This window comes from Streptomyces sp. HUAS MS02 (assembly GCF_055702265.1).
Map to the genome: position 1 here is coordinate 6863805 of NZ_CM146747.1, position 18440 is coordinate 6882244.

14 protein-coding genes are annotated in these 18440 nt (G+C 72.4%); 6 read left to right on the forward strand and 8 right to left on the reverse strand.

Annotated features, from left to right (window positions below; genetic code table 11):
• Positions 1-349 precede the first annotated feature (349 nt).
• From ACZ9QC_RS29540 to ACZ9QC_RS29555, 4 genes are all read right to left on the reverse strand, one after another.
• A complete protein-coding gene (locus ACZ9QC_RS29540; RefSeq protein WP_472915892.1) occupies positions 350-2722 on the reverse strand; it encodes a hypothetical protein in 2373 nt (790 codons plus the stop codon).
• Between the two features lie 303 nt (positions 2723-3025).
• Positions 3026-3334 carry a hypothetical protein gene (locus tag ACZ9QC_RS29545; RefSeq protein ID WP_472915893.1) on the reverse strand — a complete coding sequence of 103 codons (309 nt, stop codon included), beginning with the start codon at positions 3332-3334 and terminating at the stop codon, positions 3026-3028.
• Complete coding sequence (locus ACZ9QC_RS29550) at positions 3327-4565, reverse strand: hypothetical protein (RefSeq protein WP_472915894.1); 1239 nt, start codon at positions 4563-4565, stop codon at positions 3327-3329. Before ACZ9QC_RS29550 ends, ACZ9QC_RS29545 begins: the two co-directional genes overlap by 8 nt.
• 116 nt (positions 4566-4681) lie before the next feature.
• Positions 4682-5119 (reverse strand): MarR family winged helix-turn-helix transcriptional regulator, encoded by a 438-nt coding sequence (locus ACZ9QC_RS29555; protein WP_472915895.1) that lies wholly within the window; start codon positions 5117-5119, stop codon positions 4682-4684.
• Between the two features lie 140 nt (positions 5120-5259).
• Between ACZ9QC_RS29555 and ACZ9QC_RS29560 the strand changes: the two genes are divergently transcribed.
• Positions 5260-6282 carry an NADP-dependent oxidoreductase gene (locus ACZ9QC_RS29560; RefSeq protein ID WP_472915896.1) on the forward strand — a complete coding sequence of 341 codons (1023 nt, stop codon included), beginning with the start codon at positions 5260-5262 and terminating at the stop codon, positions 6280-6282.
• 111 nt (positions 6283-6393) lie between these two features.
• Here the strand turns inward: ACZ9QC_RS29560 and ACZ9QC_RS29565 are convergent, their stop codons facing one another.
• Together ACZ9QC_RS29565 and ACZ9QC_RS29570 are read right to left on the reverse strand one after the other, a co-directional pair.
• Positions 6394-7602, reverse strand: a complete 1209-nt coding sequence (locus ACZ9QC_RS29565) for a serine hydrolase domain-containing protein (RefSeq protein ID WP_472915897.1) — start codon at positions 7600-7602, stop codon at positions 6394-6396.
• A 26-nt stretch (positions 7603-7628) separates the two neighbouring features.
• On the reverse strand, positions 7629-10184 hold the full coding sequence (locus ACZ9QC_RS29570) for a M14 family zinc carboxypeptidase (RefSeq protein ID WP_472915898.1): 2556 nt from the start codon (positions 10182-10184) through the stop codon (positions 7629-7631).
• 222 nt (positions 10185-10406) lie between these two features.
• On the opposite strand from ACZ9QC_RS29570, the gene ACZ9QC_RS29575 reads away from it, so the two are divergent.
• The 4 genes from ACZ9QC_RS29575 (at position 10407) to ACZ9QC_RS29590 (ending at position 13805) form a co-directional block, all read left to right on the forward strand.
• A complete protein-coding gene (locus tag ACZ9QC_RS29575) occupies positions 10407-11030 on the forward strand; it encodes a TetR/AcrR family transcriptional regulator (RefSeq protein WP_472915899.1) in 624 nt (207 codons plus the stop codon).
• Positions 11031-11092: 62 nt separating this feature from the next.
• A complete protein-coding gene (locus ACZ9QC_RS29580; protein WP_472915900.1) occupies positions 11093-12262 on the forward strand; it encodes a GDSL-type esterase/lipase family protein in 1170 nt (389 codons plus the stop codon).
• A gap of 95 nt (positions 12263-12357) precedes the next feature.
• Positions 12358-13191, forward strand: coding sequence for an EI24 domain-containing protein (locus ACZ9QC_RS29585; protein ID WP_472915901.1), 834 nt, complete (start codon positions 12358-12360; stop codon positions 13189-13191).
• Positions 13188-13805: a LysE family transporter gene (locus ACZ9QC_RS29590; protein WP_472915902.1), complete on the forward strand. Its 618-nt coding sequence runs from the start codon at positions 13188-13190 to the stop codon at positions 13803-13805. Before ACZ9QC_RS29585 ends, ACZ9QC_RS29590 begins: the two co-directional genes overlap by 4 nt.
• Here the strand turns inward: ACZ9QC_RS29590 and ACZ9QC_RS29595 are convergent.
• Positions 13777-15078, reverse strand: coding sequence for a pyroglutamyl-peptidase I (locus tag ACZ9QC_RS29595; RefSeq protein ID WP_472915903.1), 1302 nt, complete (start codon positions 15076-15078; stop codon positions 13777-13779). The two genes, ACZ9QC_RS29590 and ACZ9QC_RS29595, sit on opposite strands and share 29 nt — an antisense overlap.
• Before the next feature lie 171 nt (positions 15079-15249).
• Entirely contained in the window at positions 15250-15846 is a 597-nt protein-coding gene (locus ACZ9QC_RS29600; RefSeq protein WP_472915904.1) for a TetR/AcrR family transcriptional regulator, read from the reverse strand.
• 116 nt (positions 15847-15962) lie between these two features.
• Between ACZ9QC_RS29600 and ACZ9QC_RS29605 the strand changes: the two genes are divergently transcribed.
• Entirely contained in the window at positions 15963-18437 is a 2475-nt protein-coding gene (locus ACZ9QC_RS29605) for a glycoside hydrolase family 3 protein (RefSeq protein WP_472915905.1), read from the forward strand.
• Positions 18438-18440 lie beyond the last annotated feature (3 nt).

Below are 18440 nucleotides of genomic sequence, written 5' to 3' on the forward strand. Positions count from 1 at the left end.
CGGAGGGCGAGCGGCTGAGGGGCGACCGGCCCCGGCGGCCGGCTGCCGGCTGGGGGGCGAGCGGCTGACGGCCGAGCGACCGACGTCGACCGAATGACGGGTGACCGACTGACGGCGAGGGGCTAAGGGGCGAGCGACTGCCGGCGGCCGACTGACGGGCGAACGGCTGACGTCGACCGATGCCGGCGGCCGACTGACGGGCGAACGGCTGACGTCGACCGATGCCGGCGGCCGACTGCCGGTGACCGGCTGACGCCGACCGACTGACGCCGACCGACTGACAGGTGACCGACCGACGGGTTACGGCCCCTGGCGTATCGTCAGGGGCCGTCGTTCGGTCGGTGCGGAGTCACCGGTCGGCGTGGCCCTCCGCGATCTGCTGCCTCTCCCACTGCACCTTCCGCACCACGTCGGGCTTCACCTGGCGCTCCTCCAGGGTGTGGGCCAGCCCGTCCAGCAGCCGGGTCGCCGAGTCACGCCGGCCCAGCTCGTCCAGACCCGCCGCGTAACGCGTCAGGTCGTTCGTCAGACGGATGTGACCGAACGTGTCCGCCGCGGCCCCGAGGTCACCGTAGGCGTGCTCGCCCAGCTGTCCGCCCGCCTCGGCGTCGGTCCCGGCGGCCTCGACGCTCACCGCGCCGTTCCGGGCCGCGAGGACCTTGCCGGGAACGGCCGTCGCGGTGGCGAGACACGCGGCCGAGTGCCTGGCCACCGCCGTGTCGGGGATCCGCTCGGTCACCTCGCGCAGCACGTCGTTCGCGTCGTCCAGAACCCTGCTGCCGCCCAGCGCGAGGACGCGTCCGACGGTGTCGGTGAACACGTCGTCCGCGAGGCGTTCCTGGTCGCGGCTGGCCGGGCGCTCCACCCGGACGGTGATCGGGTCCGCCAGGATCTGGCCGCCGGCCGGGTCGGCGGCGGCCGAGGCCCCGTCGCGGGCGGACCGCAGCGCCGCGTACACCCGGTAGGCACCGGGCTCGGAGATCTGCCAGCCGCCGAGACCCGAGGAGAGGACGACCTCCTCGTACAGCGATTCGTTCGGCTGGAGCAGGACGGGCTCGGGGCGCAGGCAGTAGCGCAGGTACGGCTGGACGACCCGGGCCTCCGTCGTGCCGTCCCGCTGGACGAGGATGCTGAGTTCGTCACTGCGCAGCGTCGCGCGGTTCACCATCGTGGGGACCCCGGAGGTGTTGGTCAGCTTCAGCTCCCCGATCACCGGCTCCAGCATGCCGAAGCGGTAGGCCTGTTGCCGGTCGGTGCCGCGGTTGAACCGCAGGGTGAGCCGCAACGGCCCCGTACCGGCGCTGCGTCGCGCCTGCTCGAAGCCGTGGTGGTCGAACCAGGGGATGTTGCCCTGTTGCACGAACCGCTCGGGAGCGTGCCGCAGGAAGCGGAGTTCGTCCTCGGAGAAGAAGTACCGGAAGCCCGCGAAGAACGCCTGCGGTCCGCCGGGGAACTCGTGCGGGTAGTTCATGAAGCTGAAGGCGCGGGGCTCGTCGCGCAGCGGGATCCAGGGCGTCTCCAGCGACTTCTGCCACGAGTGCGCGAGGTTGAAGCAGTGACCGATCTCGTGCACCGCCGTCCAGTAGGCCATCCGACGCGCGAACGCCTCGGGGGCGGGGTCGTGGGGCGGCCGTTCGGAGATGAACGACTTCGAGAACACCGCGCAGCCCTGCCGCTGTGCGGAGCCGATGTCGTCGAACATGATGCCGCCCAGGCCGGGACCCTCGTCGTGCCGACCGGCGAAGAGCGTCCAGACCTGCCACTGGGCGACCCCCTGCCCCGTGGGGCCGGGCTGCCAGGCGGACCAGTGCCGCTGCATGGCGTCGTGCATCTCGATGTCGGACCACGAGCCGTTCACCGACTCCGAGAGCGGGATCTCGTTGCTGCCCCGGGTCCGCGTGACATGGATGCCCTGCCGGCTGAACGCGTCCTCCACGGTGAGGGTGGTGTTCGGCAGGTCGGGCGGCCGTACGGGGTGGTCGTGCAACGCGTACTCGACGGTCTGTTCGGCGTCGGAGACCCGGTCGTACTCGATCTCCACCTCACGGAAGTGTGGCGTGACCTGCGCGTAGCGCACCACCTCGTCCGGGGCGTCCGGCCGTACGAAGGTCACCAGCGCGCCCATGGGCTGCAGGGGCGGAGTGCCCGTGAGCTGGACGCGGATCGCGGTGCCGGGCCGCAGGGCCGTGTTGCCGTCGCGGTACTTGATCGGTCCCGCGTACGTGCCGTTCGGCTCCTTGCGGACCTTGGCGAGCCAGGTGAGCCGGCCGCTGGTGAGCCGCCAGACCGTGCCGGAGACCGTCATGGTGGGGGCGGGGCCGTCCACGTCCACGCGCAGTTCCTCGAAGGACACGACGGCGCTCTCGGGTGCCGCGAGCTCGGCCTGTGCCGGGGCCTGACCGGACACGAACGCCGGTGAGGAGACCGGTTCGCCGTCGCCCGACGACACGGCCGACATCAGGGGAAAGCCCACCGCCGTCGGTACCGGCCCCGCCTCGACGGGGCGAACGGCCTCGGCGGCCTGCGCGAGGCCCCCGGGCGGCACGGGGAGGTCGAGGCGCAGGTACACGCCGCTGCGTCCGGTCGCCGCGATGCCTTCGCCTTCCGCGGCCGCCTCGGGCCCGGTCTGGCTCTCGCCGCCCAGACGGCGGGTGATCGTGCCCATCACCGCGCTGACGAGCTGGTCGAACTCACTGCGCGGGCTGGATCCCTGAGTGGTCATGCTGCCTCCCGCTTCCGCCCGTGCGGAGCACGCGCGGATGAAGGTGAACGGTGAACGGCCGGGAGCCCGGACCGTTCCGGACCGGAGAAACGTGGGCCTGAGCGACGTCCGCGTACGAGCCGGAGCCGTCTGAAGCGGCTGCGGGGGCGTCGTGCGGGGAACGTGACGTCGGACGGCGCACGGAATGTGGTGATTCACCCGACAGGTGGGTTTGTTCCCACTGGCCAGTCAAAGCCCGGCAGGGGAGAGCCGCAACCGCACCGCTGGGACCGGACGGTCACGAGACCCTTGCGGCGAGGGGCCTCACGCGTATCCGCGAGGACCGCTGCCGGTCACGGCGTGGAGACCGCCGTCGGCGGCACGATCGATCCGCACCCATCGGGTGACACCCGCGTCGACACGGATGTCCAGCCGCTCGACGCCGTCGACCCGCACACCGATCGCGTGGTCTCCCTCCGACAGGGGGACCGGAACCGAGCGGGCGAGGCCGATCTGCAGCCGGGTGCGGACCTCCGGATCGTCCAGGACGACGTCCCCGTCCACCGCGACCACGACGTGCTGGCCGGTGAAGCCCTCCTCCAGCGCGATGGTCAGCTCATCCGGCTCACGCACGGCTCTGCCCTCCGTCGGGGGCTCGTCGCTCGGGCGGGTCGGACGGCGGCCGCCCCACGTCCGACAGAGTCTCGCGCGCGCGTGCGTCGACGAAACGGGTCACCAGATGCTGGGCCGCGCCGAAGATGACGGCCCACGCGACGATCTGCGGGCTGGAGTCCAGGTCGCTCAGGCCGGGCACGAACGCACCCCTGATGAGCAGCACCCCGATGAACGCGGTCAGCGCGCCGGTGGGGAACTTCAACAGGGCCGCCGCGAGCGGCAGCATGTACGGCGAACTCGTCCCCTGGATGCGGCGCAGGGACGCGATGACCGTGAGCGCCGCGCCGGCGAGCCCGGCGGCCTCCACGACGAGGACGTCGACGGACCTGGCGTAGTCGCTCGGAGCCAACTTCTGGTCCTCCCGGCGGACCTCCCCGGAGGGGCAGGCGGCGAAGTCGCTCTTCTCCGGGAGAAAACACATGTTCAGGGAATCGGGGCAGTACCACCCCCAGACCGCGAGCCCGCCCGCGCCGAGGAGGACGAAGAAGGTCGCGATGCGCAGGATGATGCTGAGGCTGCGCACCCTGCTGAACTCGCCGTCCAGGGCCTCGTAGGAGGCGCTCTGGGCGGAGACGAGCAGTTCACGGTCGCCCGGCAGCCGTTGCCCCGCCTCCACGCGTCCGACGGCCTCGGCCGCCTTCACCCGCAGCGGGTCGTTCGGGCGGAGATGCTGCTCGACATGGCTCAGCACATCGGGGCTGCGTCCGGCCAACTCCTGCTCCGAACACAGCTTGAGCAGCATCACGTCGGTCGCGCGCACATTGGCCCAGGTGCGCTCCAGGGCGGCGGCTCCCGTGAACAGGCGGCGCCGCACGGAGACGGCTTGGCGCGCTTCTTCCAGTTGCCGTGCGATCCCGTCCAGTGTCTTCTCCCGCTGACACTGCTCGGTCGGGTCCTCGACGACTCGGCACCTCTCCCGGGCCGCCTGCTGTTCGAGGTAGAGGATGTGGGCGACGGCCCGCTCGCGCCAGGCCGTTCTGTGCCCCCGGAACATCTCCTCGGCGGAACCGGGGAGTTGAGAACGAGGGGGTCGGGCAGGCTCTTCCACCCGGTCCGGCGGCGGTCTGCGCCTGAGTACGTGTGAGGCGATCCGCAGGAGTACGACGGCGGCGACGCCGTCGCGGGTCCTTCTGGTGCCGTCCGCACCGTCCGCACCGTCCGGGCCGTTCAGGGCTTTCCCGTTGGCCATCCAGACCTCCAGCAAAGACTCCCCTGCTCAGCGTAGGACGGACGGCTGGCCGCTGCACCCAGGCCCGTTTCCCAGCCCGTTTCCGCGCCCGTCCCCCAGCGCCCGTCGCCCGCGCGCTACGCCCCGAGCATCCGCCGCAACAGATCCCGCAGCGTCTCCCGTTCGGCGGCGCTCAGGCCCGCCAGCGGCTCGCGGGCGAAGTCCAGGGAGTTCCGGAGGCTGCCGGCCACCCGGCGGCCCTCGGCGGTGGCGGCCGCCACTTTCACCCGGCGGTCATTGGGGTCGGGGCGGCGCTCCACCAGGCCCCGCGTCTCCAGCCGGTCCACGATGCCGGTCACGTTCGACGGCTCGCAGCGCAGTTTCTGGGCGAGGCGACGCATGGGCAGCGGCTCCAGGGAAAGGAGGCCGAGGAGACGGGCCTGGGCGCCGGTGAGGCTGTGCTCGGCGGCGGCGTCCTCGTACTCCTCGTGGTAGCGGGCCACCACCGCGCCGATGAGTTCGACGACCTCCATGGTCAACGGGTCGATGCGGGGGGTCGTCTTCTGCGTGGGCATGGCTCCGAGGGTACCCCTTTACTTGACAACATGAAATATTCAGGAGCATGGTTGTTTCAGATGCTGAAGTAACCGCACGGTATGTATCACGGTGTGTGCGCACCACGGCATGCCCCTCGCAGCGCAGAAAGGCCGACCCCATGTCCGACACCCCCGCCCTCCCCGCCACCAGCCGTGAATGGCACCTGCTGAGCCGCCCCGTCGGCTGGCCCAAGGACGAGGACTTCGCCCTGGTGGAGGCGGAGATCCGGCAGCCCGGCGCGGGTGAGGTCCTCGTACGGAACAAGTACCTCTCCGTGGACCCGTACATGCGTGGCCGCATGAGCGACGCGAAGTCCTACGTCGCCCCGTTCGAGCTGGGCAAGGTCATGCAGGGCGGTGCGGTCGGCGAGGTCGTCGCCTCGGCGGCCGACGGCATCGCCGTGGGCGACCACGTGCTGCACTTCGGCGGCTGGCGCGAGTACGCCACCTTCGACGCCAAGCAGGCCGTGAAGGTCGACCCGGACGCCGCGCCGCTCTCCACCTACCTCGGCGTCCTCGGGATGACCGGCCTGACCGCCTACGCGGGTCTGCTGCGGGTCGGCGCCTTCAAGGAGGGCGACGCGGTCTTCGTCTCCGGCGCCGCCGGTGCCGTCGGCAGCCAGGTCGGCCAGATCGCCAGGCTCAAGGGCGCCTCCCGCGTCATCGGCTCGGCCGGCTCCGACGAGAAGGTCAAGCTGCTGGTGGAGGAGTACGGCTTCAACGCGGCCTTCAACTACAAGAACGGCCCGGTCTGGGAGCAGCTCAAGGCGGCCGCCCCCGACGGCATCGACGTCTACTTCGACAACGTCGGCGGCGAGCACCTGGAGGCCGCGATCGGCGCGCTCAACCTGCGCGGCCGGGCCGTGATCTGCGGCATGATCTCCCAGTACAACTCGACGGAGCCGACCCCCGGCCCGCGCAACATGGTCAAGATCCTGCAGAACCGCCTGCGCGTCGAGGGCGTCCTCGTCGGCGACCACTACGACCTCCAGTCGCAGTTCGTCCAGGAGGTCGGCCCCTGGGTCGCGTCGGGCGAGCTCAAGTACCGCGAGACGGTCGTCGAGGGCATCGAGAACAACCTGGAGGCCTTCCTCGGCGTCCTGCGCGGCGACAACACGGGCAAGATGATCGTCAAGCTCTGAGCCCCGCCCCGTGACGGTCGCCCGTCCACGGTCGTTGCACAGCGCGGAGTCCGCACTCCTGGACGTGGGGTGCGGACTCCGTCGTGTGCGGCCCCGCCGGTTCGGCGGGGATCAGAGCGCCAGGGCCGCCGTGTGCACCGCCCGTACCAGTCCCGCGTTCTCCGGCGCCGCCCCGCCCGGGAAGGCCATGCGGCGGCGGGTGTAGCCGTAGGCGAGGCCGCTGCGGGGGTCGGCGAAGGCCTGGGAGCCGCCGGCCCCGCTGTGGCCGAAGGTGCCCGCGCCGAGGAACGGGTGGACCAGCTCGGCGGTGGCCTGGAAGCCGAGCCCGAACGCCTTCGGGGCGCGGGCGACGAGGTCGTGGCCGAAGGAGTGGACCTGGCCGATCTCGGCGACCGTGTCGGGCTTCAGCAGCGGCGGGCGGCCGTCCACCGAGCTGATGGCCGCCGCGTACATCCCGGCGAGCCCCCCTGCCGAGCCGACACCGCCCGCCGACGACTGCCCGCTCGCCCGCACGATCCGCGCGTTGGGGAAGTCCGTCAGCTCACCCGGCTCCGGCACCTGGTTGTTGAACGCGATCGACGCCAGCGTGTGCGGGCCGTGCGGCACGGCGTCCAGCTCGGCCTGCTGCGCGGGCGTCGGCGTCATCGGCAGGACGGTCCGGAAGCGGGGCTCGTGCTCGGCCGGCAGCCCCAGGAAGAGATCGAGCCCGTAGGGGGCACGGACCCGCTCCTCGTACACCTCCTGGAGCGTACGGCCCGTCGCCCGCCGTACGACCTCGCCGGTGAGCGCCCCGATGACCAGCGCGTGGTAGCCGAAGGCGGCTCCGGGGCGCCAGTACGGGCGCTGCCCGGCGAGGCGCTCGGCGACGACACGGTCGTCCGCCAGCTCCTCCAGGGTGAACCCGGCATCGGTGCCGATGAGCCCCGCCCGGTGCGAGATCAGCTCCCGCAGGGTCACCGCCCCCTTGCCCTCGGCCGCGAACTCCGGCCAGTAGTGGGCGACTTCGCGGTCCAGCTCCAGCACCCCGTCCTGGACGAGGAGCGCGACGACCAGATGGGCGGCGCCCTTGGTGGAGGAGAACACGCCGTGCAGCGTGTCGCCGCCCGTCGTCGCCTCCTCCACGGGACCCGCCCACAGGTCGACGACCCGCCGCCCGTGCACGTACGCGGTCAACTGGCCCTCGTAGTCGCCCCGTTCACCGGCCACGAACGCGGCGAACTCCTCGCGCACCGCCTCGAAGCCGTCGGCGACCGTGCCGTGCACTTCGGCCGTGACCGCTGCCGTGCCGTGGACGGCGGCCGTCCGGTTTCCCTCGGTCATGCACGCTCCCGTTTCCTTGACGCCCGCTACCGGCTCACCGTCAGCAACGCCCGCCCCATCTGCGGAAATTCCCCCTTCGGGTGGGCGCGGAACAGCGGTTCGGTGCCGAACAGGACCGCGTGCGGTCCGCTGACCACGGACGCCCGGCCCGCCGCTGCCGCCGGGCCACCGGATCCGTCCTCCGACGGCCGCCAGTGCCCGGACACCAGCGGGTTCCCGCCGCCGTACGACTGCTCGACCCGCACCCCGTCGCCCAGTCCGGTGAACCACACGGGCGCGTAGACGAAGCTGTGGTCCGGCGCCCCGCCGGTCACCGCGCCGCCCGCGTTCACCACGCGCACCACGCCGTTGGCGTCCCCGTTGCCCTGGACCGCCGTGGCCTTAAGCCGCCCGGTGGCCGTGGCGAGCGCCGCGCCGGCCGCACCCCGGCCGACCAGCCCGTGCGTGGAGAGGAAGCCGGTCAGGCCCGTACGGGCGGATTCGTTCAGAGCGCCGTACGACAGGCCCGACGACACGAACAGCACGTCGGCCCGGGACCAGTCGAAGCCCGCGTTGAGGACGGCCGTCGACACCGGGACCACGTCGAAGTTCATCTCGCGCAGCGCGAACAGCTCGCCCGCCGTGACGGCGGCGGCCACCCGGACCGGACGCAGGGGCGTGCCCTTCAGCGCGCCCTTGGCCGCCTCGAAGACCACGTCGTGGGACCGGGCGAGCGCCTGGGCCTTCCGCCGCGCCGAGGACGGCACGAGCGCGCTGCCGTCGGCCGCCTGACGTACCGAAACACCGTCCTTGAGAAGGGAGTTGAGGGCGGCGATCTCCTGCGGGGAGTCGAGCCGGAGGCGCAGGTTGCCGCGCGGCGCGACCTGACCCACACGGGCGGCGGACGTCACCGGCCGGTCCGGCACGGCGGACGGACGACCGCTGTGCGCCGCCACCACGGTGGCGCCCCACAGCCGTCCCAGGCTCCAGCCGGAGATGTCGTACATCGCCGAGACCTTGCCGCTGATGTCGGTGCCGTCGGCGAGCAGCACATTGGCCATGCCACGCTTGGGCTGACGCAGGTCGACGACGTACGACCCCTTCGCGTACGACCGGCCGCCGAGCCGGAAGGCGCGGGTCGCGCGGGTCACGCGGACGTCGTTGGCGAGCAGGTGGTCGACCAGTCGCGCGGCGGCCGTGGCGGAGCGCTGCCCGCCACCCGCGGGGACGACGTAGGCGCGCGGGAAGTCGGTCGTGTAGACGTCCTCGGGGCCGATGCCGGGCACGCCGGGGACGGTCTCCGCCGAGACCGGGACCTGGGCGGCGCCCGCCGCGCCGCGCCGGAACACCTCGATCTGGTCGGCGACCAGCGAAGTCCGCTTCTCCCGTACGAAGTCGAGGGTCGCGCGCAGGGCCGCGCCCGCCACGTCGACGTTGATCGCGGACCGGCGGCGCAGTTCCTCGACCGGCAGCGACTCGTACGCCGCGTTGTTCACCTGGAGCGGGATCTCCACGGTGTGCGCGGCGACCGCGCCGTGGAAGGCCGCGTACTGCGGGGTGAAGATCGGCGGCCAGTCGTCCCACCCCTCCTCCGAGTCGCGGAACGGGATCTGCACCGGGTCGACGCCGTCCTTCGCGGGGGTGTGACCGAGGCCGTTGACGGCGGACTCCATGCGGAGCGCGTTCGCGTAGGTGTTCTTCAGGAAGAGGTCGTACTCGTAGTTCTCGCCGTGCGGGGGAGTGGTCGGCTCGATGAGCGTGCCGTTGACGTACCCGTGCAGGTCGAGCATGACGACGGGCTGCTTGTCGATCTGGATCCGCCGCATCGCCCGCACCTCGGGCTGCGAGGCGGTGACGAAGTCCCGGTTCATGTCGAAGCCGACCGCGTTGGCGCGGGTGCCCGCGATCCGGCCGTCCGGGTTGGCGGTGATGTTGAAGTACAGCCGGGAGTGGGCGAGCAGGTCCTTCGTCCGGGCGTCGGTCGCCGTCGCGAGCCGCTCGATGAGCTTCAGGGACGCGTCGGTGCCCTCCCACTCGTTGCCGTGGATGTTGTTGTTGAAGAAGACGGGCGCCTTGTACGTCTTCCTGATCTCCGGGCTCCTGGCGGCCGACCGGGGCGCGGACTCGATGAGTTCGCGCATCCGCGCCTGGTCGCGGGCCTGCCGCGCTGTCTCGGGGGCGGTCACGGTGACGAGGTAGAGCCGGTGGCCGCCGGCCGACCGGCCCGCGATCTCCACGCTCACCCGGTCGCCGAGCCGCTGGAGGGCGTTCAGCTTCGGCGCGATAGCGTGGTACGGGGTGAGCCCCAGCTTGAGGGACTTGTCGGCGGGGTTCTCCGGGTCGGGGGAGAGGACCTGCTCACGGGGGTAACCGCGGCTGGAACCGGCCGTGTCGGCGAGGTCGGCGACCGGTTGGGCCAGGGCCCGCCGGGTCGCGCTCGCCGGGGCCTGGGCGGCGCCCGGCGACAGGGCCGAGCCCTCACGGACCGGCGGCTTGGGGTCGGCGCCCGCGGGATGCGGGGCGACGAGCAGGGATCCTGCGGTGACGGTGACGGCGGCGACGCTGAACAGTGCGGATCTCGGGCCGGGTCTCGGCGGACGCACGCAACCTCCTGGAGTGGGGTTCCTTCTGAAGCGGTTCCTACGACGTGCCGGTGCGGGTGACCACAGGTGGTCTACATGTTCGACTCCCGGGCAACAAGAGGGCACAGACGACACAGGCACTCAGGAAACTCCGTAACCTAGGGGGCATCCCTACTTGCCTAAAAGCTTTAGGAAACTGCATCATCGTCACTGTCGAACGGATCGGAAGGACGGGGTCGGGGCATGGCACGCGCGGGGCTCAGCCCGGAACGTCTCGCCCTGGCGGGCGCCGAGTTGGCCGACGAGATCGGTTTCGACGAGGTGACCGTCTCGGAGTTGGCCCGCCGCTTCGACGTGAAGGTCGCGAGCCTGTACTCGCACGTACGCAACTCCCAGGACCTCAAGACCCGGATCGCTCTCCTCGCCCTGGAGGAGATGGCCGACCGGGGCGCCACCGCACTCGCCGGCCGCGCCGGGAAGGACGCCCTGGCGGCCCTGGGCGACGTGTACCGCGACTACGCCCGCGCGCACCCAGGCCGGTACGCGGCGGCCCGGCTGAGACTCGACCCCGAGGCGGCCGCGGCGAGCGCCGGCGGCCGGCACGCACAGATGACCAGGGCGATCCTGCGCGGGTACGACCTCACCGAGCCGGACCAGACCCACGCCGTCCGGCTCCTCGGCAGCGTCTTCCACGGCTACGTCAGCCTGGAGGCGGCCGGCGGCTTCAGCCACAGCGCCCCCGACTCGCAGGAGAGCTGGGAACGCGTCCTGGACGCCCTCGACGCCCTGCTGCGCAACTGGCCGCCACCGCCGCCCGGTTGCCCTCCGGGAGCCCCGCCGCCGGCAACGGCCGCCCGGTCGACCTGAGGGCGCCCCGCCGCCGACCACCGCCGAACCCACCCTCCCCCCGCCGATCGTCAGGTTGCGCCATGACCTCCCCCTGGATCACCACCCCCATCACCGCCGACCTCCTGCGCGGCGCCCTGGAGCTGGAACGCACCGAACACGGCGTCCTGCCGCACCGGTTGCCCGCCCGGGCCCGCGCCCAGTGCACCGATCCGCAGCTGGCCACGGTCGAGTCCCAGCCCTCCGGCGTACGCCTGGTCTTCCGCACCCGCGCCACCGCCGTCGAACTCGACGCCCTGCGCACCAAGCGGACCTACGTGGGCGCCCCACCCCGCCCGGACGGCCTGTACGACCTGGTCGTCGACGGTCGCCCGACCGCCCGGGGGAGTGTGCCGGACGGCAACACCCTGACCATCGACATGACCACCGGTACGGCGGAGCACCGGACGGGCCGGCCCGGCACGGTGGCCTTCTCCGACCTCCCCGCCGGCCTCAAGACGGTCGAGATCTGGCTCCCGCACAACGAGACCACCGAACTCGTCGCCCTGCGCACCGACGCCCCCGTCGAGCCCGCCCCCGACCCGGACCGCCGGGTCTGGCTGCACCACGGCAGCTCCATCAGCCACGGCTCCGACGCCGCGAGCCCCCTCGGCATCTGGCCCGCGCACGCCGCCCGGCTGGCCGGCGTCGAACTCGTCAACCTCGGCTTCGGCGGCAGCGCCCTCCTCGACCCCTTCGTCGCCCGCGCCATCCGGGACACCCCGGCCGACCTGATCAGCGTCAAGATCGGCATCAACCTCGTCAACCACGACGCGATGCGGCTGCGCGCCTTCACCCCGGCCGTGCACGGCTTCCTCGACACGATCCGCGAGGGCCACCCCACCACCCCGCTCCTCGTCGTCTCCCCGATCCTCTGCCCCATCCACGAGGACACCCCCGGCCCCAGCGCCCCCGACCTCACCGGCCTCGCCGAGGGCGGCCTCCGCTTCCGCCCCATGGGCGACCCGGAGGACCTCACCCCCGGCCGGCTCACCCTCCGCGTCATCCGCGACGAACTCGCGTCGATCGTGGCCCGCCGCACCCCGGAGGACCCCCACCTCCACTACCTCGACGGCCTCACCCTCTACGGCGAGCAGGACGCCACCACGTTCCCCCTCCCGGACGACCTCCACCCGGACGCGGAGACCCACCACCTGATCGGAGATCGCTTCGCGGAGCTGGCCTTCTCGACAGGGGGCGCCTTCGCCCCGTAAGGGGAAGTGCGGGGAACTGCGCGAACAGCCACGCACGACCCGCGCGTACGCTCCCGGGGAAGGCCCCCGCACCACTGCTGGGTAAAGTTCGCCCCATGCGCGATCTAGGGGTGGGTTTCCAGTACCTCGTCCAGGGCCAACGCTGGGTGGCCAGGCACGGGAAGCAGTACGGCTTCGGCCTGATCCCGGGCCTCATCACCCTGGTCCTCTACATAGCCGCCCTGGTGGCCCTCGCCGTCTGGGGCCCCGACTTCGTCACCTGGGCCACGCCCTTCGCGGACGACTGGTCCAGCCCCTGGCCCGGGCTCTTCCGCGGCTTTCTCACGGCCGTCCTGTTCGCCCTGGCCCTGGCCCTCGCGGTCATCACCTTCACCGCCGTGACCCTCCTCATCGGCCAGCCCTTCTACGAGAACCTCTCGGAGAAGGTCGACCGGGACGTCTCACCGGACGGCACCGCCCCGGAGTCCGACCTGCCGCTGTGGCGGGAGCTGTGGATCTCGGCCCGGGACAGCCTCCGGGTCCTCCTGCGGGCGCTGGTCTGGGCGATCCTGCTCTTCGCCCTCGGCTTCGTCCCGTTCATCGGCCAGACGGTGGTCCCGGTGATCGGCTTCTTCGTCACCGGCTTCTTCCTCACCGAGGAGCTGACCGCCGTCGCCCTCCAGCGCCGAGGCGTCGAACTCCGCGACCGCCTCACCCTCCTGCGCTCCCGCAGGACCCTCATCTGGGGCTTCGGCACCCCGCTGGGCCTCGCCTTCGTGGTGCCGTTCGTCGCCGTCTTCCTGATGCCGGGCGCGGTCGCGGGCGCCACCCTCATGGCCCGTGACCTGCTGGGCGAGGAGACGACCGGCGAGGACGAGCGCAACCGCGTCCCCGCCGCCCACCACCCCGCCACCCCGCCCGCGTTCCGCAAGCCGGAGGTCGGCGCGTGAACGAGATCCTCGCCGTCGCCGTCATCACCGTCCTCGCGGTCATCGCCCCCGGCGCCGACTTCGCCATGGTCATCCGCAACAGCTACCTCTACGGCCGTGCGACCGGCCTGCTCTCCGCGACCGGCGTCGCGGCCGGCGTCCTCGTGCACGTCACGTACACGATGCTCGGCGTGGGCCTGCTGATCGCCTCCTCCACCTTCCTGTTCACGGTGATCAAGCTGGTCGGCGCGGCCTACCTCGTCTACATCGGCGTCCGCACCTTCCGCACCCGCGACGAGGTCACCGTGGACCTGGCCCGGCCGACCGCGGCCGTGACCCCGCTCGCCGCCCTGCGCTCCGGCTTCCTGACGAACGTCCTCAACCCCAAGACGACCCTCTTCGTCGTCTCGACGTTCGCCCAGGTCGTCAGCCCCGGCACACCGCTGGTCCAGCAGGCGGGCTACGGCCTGTTCATGGCCCTCGCCCACCTGCTGTGGTTCGGTGTCGTCGCCGTGTTCTTCTCGCACGACCGGATGCGTGCCGTGATGCTGCGCGGCCAGAAGGCGCTGAACAAGGCCATCGGCTCCGTCCTGGCCGGCCTCGGCATCAGCCTCGCGTTCGCCCCGTCGCACTGACGGAAGCGTCGGCCGAGGTACCCACCCCGGAATCCACCGAGGCCTCCAGGGCCACCCGCACGATCTCCCGCACCTGGGCGATGATGTCCAACCGGTTCCGCACGAAGTCGGGATCGGTCACCGTCCCGGTCGCCGGGTCGGTGTTGCCGGTCCCGAACTGCAGGACGGGCGTGTGCACATGCCCGCCCGGCAGCGAGGAGCCGAGCCCCAGCCGGTCGCGCAGGAGCGTCGCCCGGTAGGCGATCTCGTTGGAGAGGTAGTCGCCGCCGCCCCCGGCCCGCGCGGTCGAGCCCGGCGTCGGCCCGTTCGGGCGGACGACCGCCGCCGTACCGCCGGCCGGTATCTCGGTCACGCTCGTGTTGTCGTAGACGGGGAAGCGCCCGGTCTGCGCGGCGACGATGTCCGCGTACGGCAGGGTCGTGGAGGTCCACTGGGGCTGGGTGGCGGGGTCGGCCACCGGGATGGTCCCGGTCACGCCGATGTTGTCGTTGTCACCGAAGCCGCCGCGCCAGGCCCCGTTGGTCCGCTCGATGTCGAAACGGCCCACCCGGCCCTGGCTGACGGTCGCGAAGAGATCCACGCGGGGCAACCGGCTCCCGAGCGTCCGCTCGACCGTGCCGTCCGCGAAGTCCTGCCAGCGGACGGGGAAGACGGCCGTCTCGACGCGGGCGAGCCCTTCGGCGGTCCGGATCACCGTCCCGTCGAGGGCGAGCGCCGTCGCCCCGGACGGGTTGGAGATGCGGACGTCCCGGTCCAGCGTGAAGGGATCGAATCCGGTGACGAGAACCCGCTTCACCCCCTCGCCGCCGTGCGGAAAGCGCAGGGAGTCCTGTCCGCGCGAAGTCCTCTCCAACGTGTCCAGCAGCCGCGCCCTCTGACCGTCACTCAGCTCGAACGACGGCTCCCAGCCGCGTACTTCCCGTGTCATGCCGAGCCGCGCCCAGTACAGCGGACGGTCGTCGTCCCGGCTCAGATCGCCGACCGCGGGCCCCCGCCCCTGGGCCCGGTCCACGGCCCGGGTCCACAGCCGTTCGCCCTGCCGTGCGACGATCCGCTCGGCCTGCGCGTACGACCGCGTCCCGTCCAGGGCCCGCGCGAACTCCGGTGCCACGGTGTCGAATCCGGACCGCCGCAGGATCTCCTGGGGCACGGCCCGGTCGAGCCGCAGCTCCTCGACGGTGGGGGCCGCGGCCGCGGAGACCGCTGCCGCCGTCGAGGGCGAGGCGGAGGCGGAGGTGGGGGCGCTCAGCCCGGCGAGCAGAGCCGCCAGCACTGTCGTCGCTCCGCGTGCACGCCGATGAGTCAGTGGGGAAGTCAAGGGAGTTCGGGTCCTTCCGTCGCTGTTCGGTGCCGTGGGGGTGTCGCTCCGGACGGCGGAAGTATCGCGTGACGGAAGGGGCGCGCGCCACGCCCGGCGCGCCGGGCATCTCAGTCGGCTGCCGACTCAGTCGACGTCCTCGCCCAGCAGCGCCAGGAAGTCCCGGAACGCCCCCGGCATGTCCACCGTGCCCGGGTCCAGCAGCCACTGGTACTGCAGACCGTCCATCACGGCCACCAGCAGCGGCGCCGCGCGCTCCGGGGTGAGCCCGCTCGGGAGGCGGTCGCCGTACTCGGCGCGCAGCACCTCGGCCATGGAGCCCCGCACTCGCCCGTACCGCTCGGTGAAGAACTCGCGCGCGGGATGCCCCTCGGTGACGCTCTCGCCGAGCAGCGCGGAGAAGGTCTGCACGATCCCGGGCCGCATGGCGTTGTACTCGACCAGGGAGCCCAGCAGATCGAGGCGCAACGGGCTGTCGGGCACGGCGTCCCACCGGTCCCGCTCCCGCAGGACGGCGACGAGCAGCGCCTCCTTGGTGGGGAAGTAGTGCAGCAGCCCCTGCTGGGTGAGTCCGACGCGCTCGGCGACCGCGGCCATGCTCGCGCCCCGGTAACCGCGCTCGGCGATCACCTCCAGCGTCGCCAGCACGATCTCCGCGCGCCGCTCCTCACCCTTCACGCTCCTGGTTCCCCTGGTGCCGCTCATGCCGTCACCGTACGGCATCGGAGCCCGCCGGACCGGCGTGAATATAACGGCAACATAACGAAACCTACTAATCTACAGGTGATGCGTGCACGATGGCGGAGACGGAGAACGTGACTCGAAGAGGAGGCACCGCGATGGCGGCAACCCCGGGCACCCGCCCCACCCCGGCCGACGAGGCCCGCGAAGCGGCCGTGGAGAAAGCCCTCGCCAGGCTGGACCTGGACGCCAAGGCGAGGCTCCTCTCCGGCCAGGACATGTGGACCCTGCCCGCGCTGCCCGAGATCGGCCTGCCCTCGCTGGTCATGTCCGACGGCCCCATCGGCGTCCGGGGAGTGCGCTGGACCGCCGAGGACCCGTCCGTCGCGCTGCCCTCCCCGACCGCCCTGGCCGCCACCTGGGACCCCGAACTCGCCCGCCGCGCAGGGGTGTTGCTGGCCCAGGAGGCCCGCCGCAAGGGCGTCCACGTCCTGCTCGCCCCCACGGTCAACCTGCACCGCTCACCGCTGGGCGGCCGCCACTTCGAGGCGTACAGCGAGGACCCGTACCTCACCGGCGAGATCGGCTCGGGCTATGTGACGGGCGTGCAGTCCGGCGGCGTCGGCACCACGGTCAAGCACTTCGTCGCCAACGACGCCGAGACCGACCGCTTCACGGTGGACAACCTGGTCTCCGAACGCGCCCTGCGCGAGCTGTACCTGGCCCCGTTCGAGGCGATCTTGGCGGGCGCCCACCCCTGGGGCATCATGACCGCCTACAACCAGGTCAACGGCACCACCATGACCGAGCACCGCCACCTCGTGAACGAGGTCCTGCGCGGCGAGTGGGGCTTCGAGGGCTTCAACGTCTCCGACTGGACGGCGGCACGCTCGACGACCGACGCCCTCACCGGCGGCCTCGACGTCGCCATGCCCGGCCCGGTCACCGTCTACGGCGAGCCCCTGGCCGCCGCCGTCCGCGCCGGCGAGGTCACGGAGGCCGAACTCGACGAGGCGGTCCGCCGCGTCCTGCGCCTGGCCGCCCGCGTCGGCATCCTGGAAGGCGCCGACCCGGTGGTCACCGAACTCCCCGCCCCCGTCGACGGCGAGGCCCTGACCCGCGAGATCGCCCGCCGCTCCTTCGTCCTCGTCCGCAACGACGCACCGGCCGGCCGGCCGGACGCTCGGGCGGCCCTCCCCCTCGCACCGGGCTCGACGGTCGCCCTCAGCGGCGCCGCGGCCCGCGACGCCCGCGTCCTCGGCGGTGGCTCGGCCATCGTCTTCCCCTCCCGCGTCGTCTCCCCGCTCGACGGCCTCACCGCCGCCCTCCCCGAGGGCGCGCTGACGTACTCCGTGGGCGCGGACCCCAACGAGGAACTGGCCGTCGCCGACAAGGGGTTCACCCTCCGGGCCGTCTGCCGAGACGTCTCCGGCACGGTCATCGGCACCCGCTCCGCCCCCAACGGCCACATCCAGTGGATGGGTTCGGACCTTCCCGACGGCGTCACCCACACCACCCTGCACACCGTCGAGATCACCGGCACCTTCACCCCGCGCGAGACCGGCACCCACACCTTCGGCGTCAAGGGCCTCGGCGCCTACACCCTCACCGTCGACGGCACCACCCACTTCGACGGTGTGCGGACCACCGACACCGACGACCCCTTCGTGTCGTTCTTCGGCGCCCCCGTCCCCCTGGCCCGGGTCGACCTGACCGAGGGCACCCCGGTGCGGGTCTCCCTCACCCATGTCGTGGAGCTCGCCCCCGACACCCCCATCACGATGCTCGCCTTCTCGCTCTGCCACCAGGGCCCGCAGCGCGACCCCGACGACCTGATCGCCGAGGCCGCCCGGGCCGCCCGCGCCGCCGACACGGCCGTCGTCGTGGTCGCCACCACCGAGCGCGTCGAGTCCGAGGGCTTCGACCGCGAGAACCTCCGCCTGCCCGGCCGCCAGGACGACCTGGTCCGCGCGGTGGCCGCCGCCAACCCCGCCACGGTCGTGGTCGTCAACGCGGGCTCCCCGGTGGAACTCCCGTGGCGCGACGACGTGGCCGCCGTCCTCCTCACCTGGTTCCCCGGCCAGGAGGGCGGCGCCGCCCTCGCCGACGTCCTCACCGGCACCCACGAGCCCGGCGGCCGCCTCCCCACCACCTGGGGCGACCTGTCCGAGGCCCCCGTCACCCAGGTCACCCCCACGTCCGGCGAACTCGCCTACGACGAGGGCGTCTTCATCGGCTACCGGGCCTGGGACAAGGAACACAGGACCCCCACGTACCCCTTCGGCCACGGCCTCGGCTACACCGACTGGACGTACGAGTCCCTCGACGTCAGCGGCACGACGGCGACGGTACGGGTACGCAACTCGGGCACCCGCGAGGGCCGGGAGACCGTCCAGCTCTACCTGGCCCCCACGACCCCGGACGAGAACCGCCCGACCCGCTGGCTGGCGGGCTTCGCGACGGTGGAGGCGGCCCCGGGCGAGACGGCGGAAGCCGTCGTCCAACTCCCGCGCCGCGCCTTCGAGATCTGGGACGAGAACACCAACGCGTGGGTGTACATGGAGGGTTCGTACGAGGTGGCAGCGGGCCGTTCGATCGCCGACCGCCGCATCACGGTGACGGTCGAGGCATAGGGA

Bases quoted from the DNA above. Each gene is read 5' to 3' on its own strand.
- ACZ9QC_RS29580 (WP_472915900.1), top strand. From the start codon at position 11,093: ATGACCTCCCCCTGGATCACCACCCCCATCACCGCCGACCTCCTGCGC.
- ACZ9QC_RS29550 (WP_472915894.1), bottom strand. From the start codon at position 4,565: ATGGCCAACGGGAAAGCCCTGAACGGCCCGGACGGTGCGGACGGTGCG.
- ACZ9QC_RS29540 (WP_472915892.1), bottom strand. From the start codon at position 2,722: ATGACCACTCAGGGATCCAGCCCGCGCAGTGAGTTCGACCAGCTCGTC.
- ACZ9QC_RS29575 (WP_472915899.1), top strand. From the start codon at position 10,407: ATGGCACGCGCGGGGCTCAGCCCGGAACGTCTCGCCCTGGCGGGCGCC.
- ACZ9QC_RS29565 (WP_472915897.1), bottom strand. From the start codon at position 7,602: ATGACCGAGGGAAACCGGACGGCCGCCGTCCACGGCACGGCAGCGGTC.
- ACZ9QC_RS29605 (WP_472915905.1), top strand. From the start codon at position 15,963: ATGGCGGCAACCCCGGGCACCCGCCCCACCCCGGCCGACGAGGCCCGC.
- ACZ9QC_RS29555 (WP_472915895.1), bottom strand. From the start codon at position 5,119: ATGCCCACGCAGAAGACGACCCCCCGCATCGACCCGTTGACCATGGAG.
- ACZ9QC_RS29585 (WP_472915901.1), top strand. From the start codon at position 12,358: ATGCGCGATCTAGGGGTGGGTTTCCAGTACCTCGTCCAGGGCCAACGC.
- ACZ9QC_RS29560 (WP_472915896.1), top strand. From the start codon at position 5,260: ATGTCCGACACCCCCGCCCTCCCCGCCACCAGCCGTGAATGGCACCTG.
- ACZ9QC_RS29600 (WP_472915904.1), bottom strand. From the start codon at position 15,846: ATGCCGTACGGTGACGGCATGAGCGGCACCAGGGGAACCAGGAGCGTG.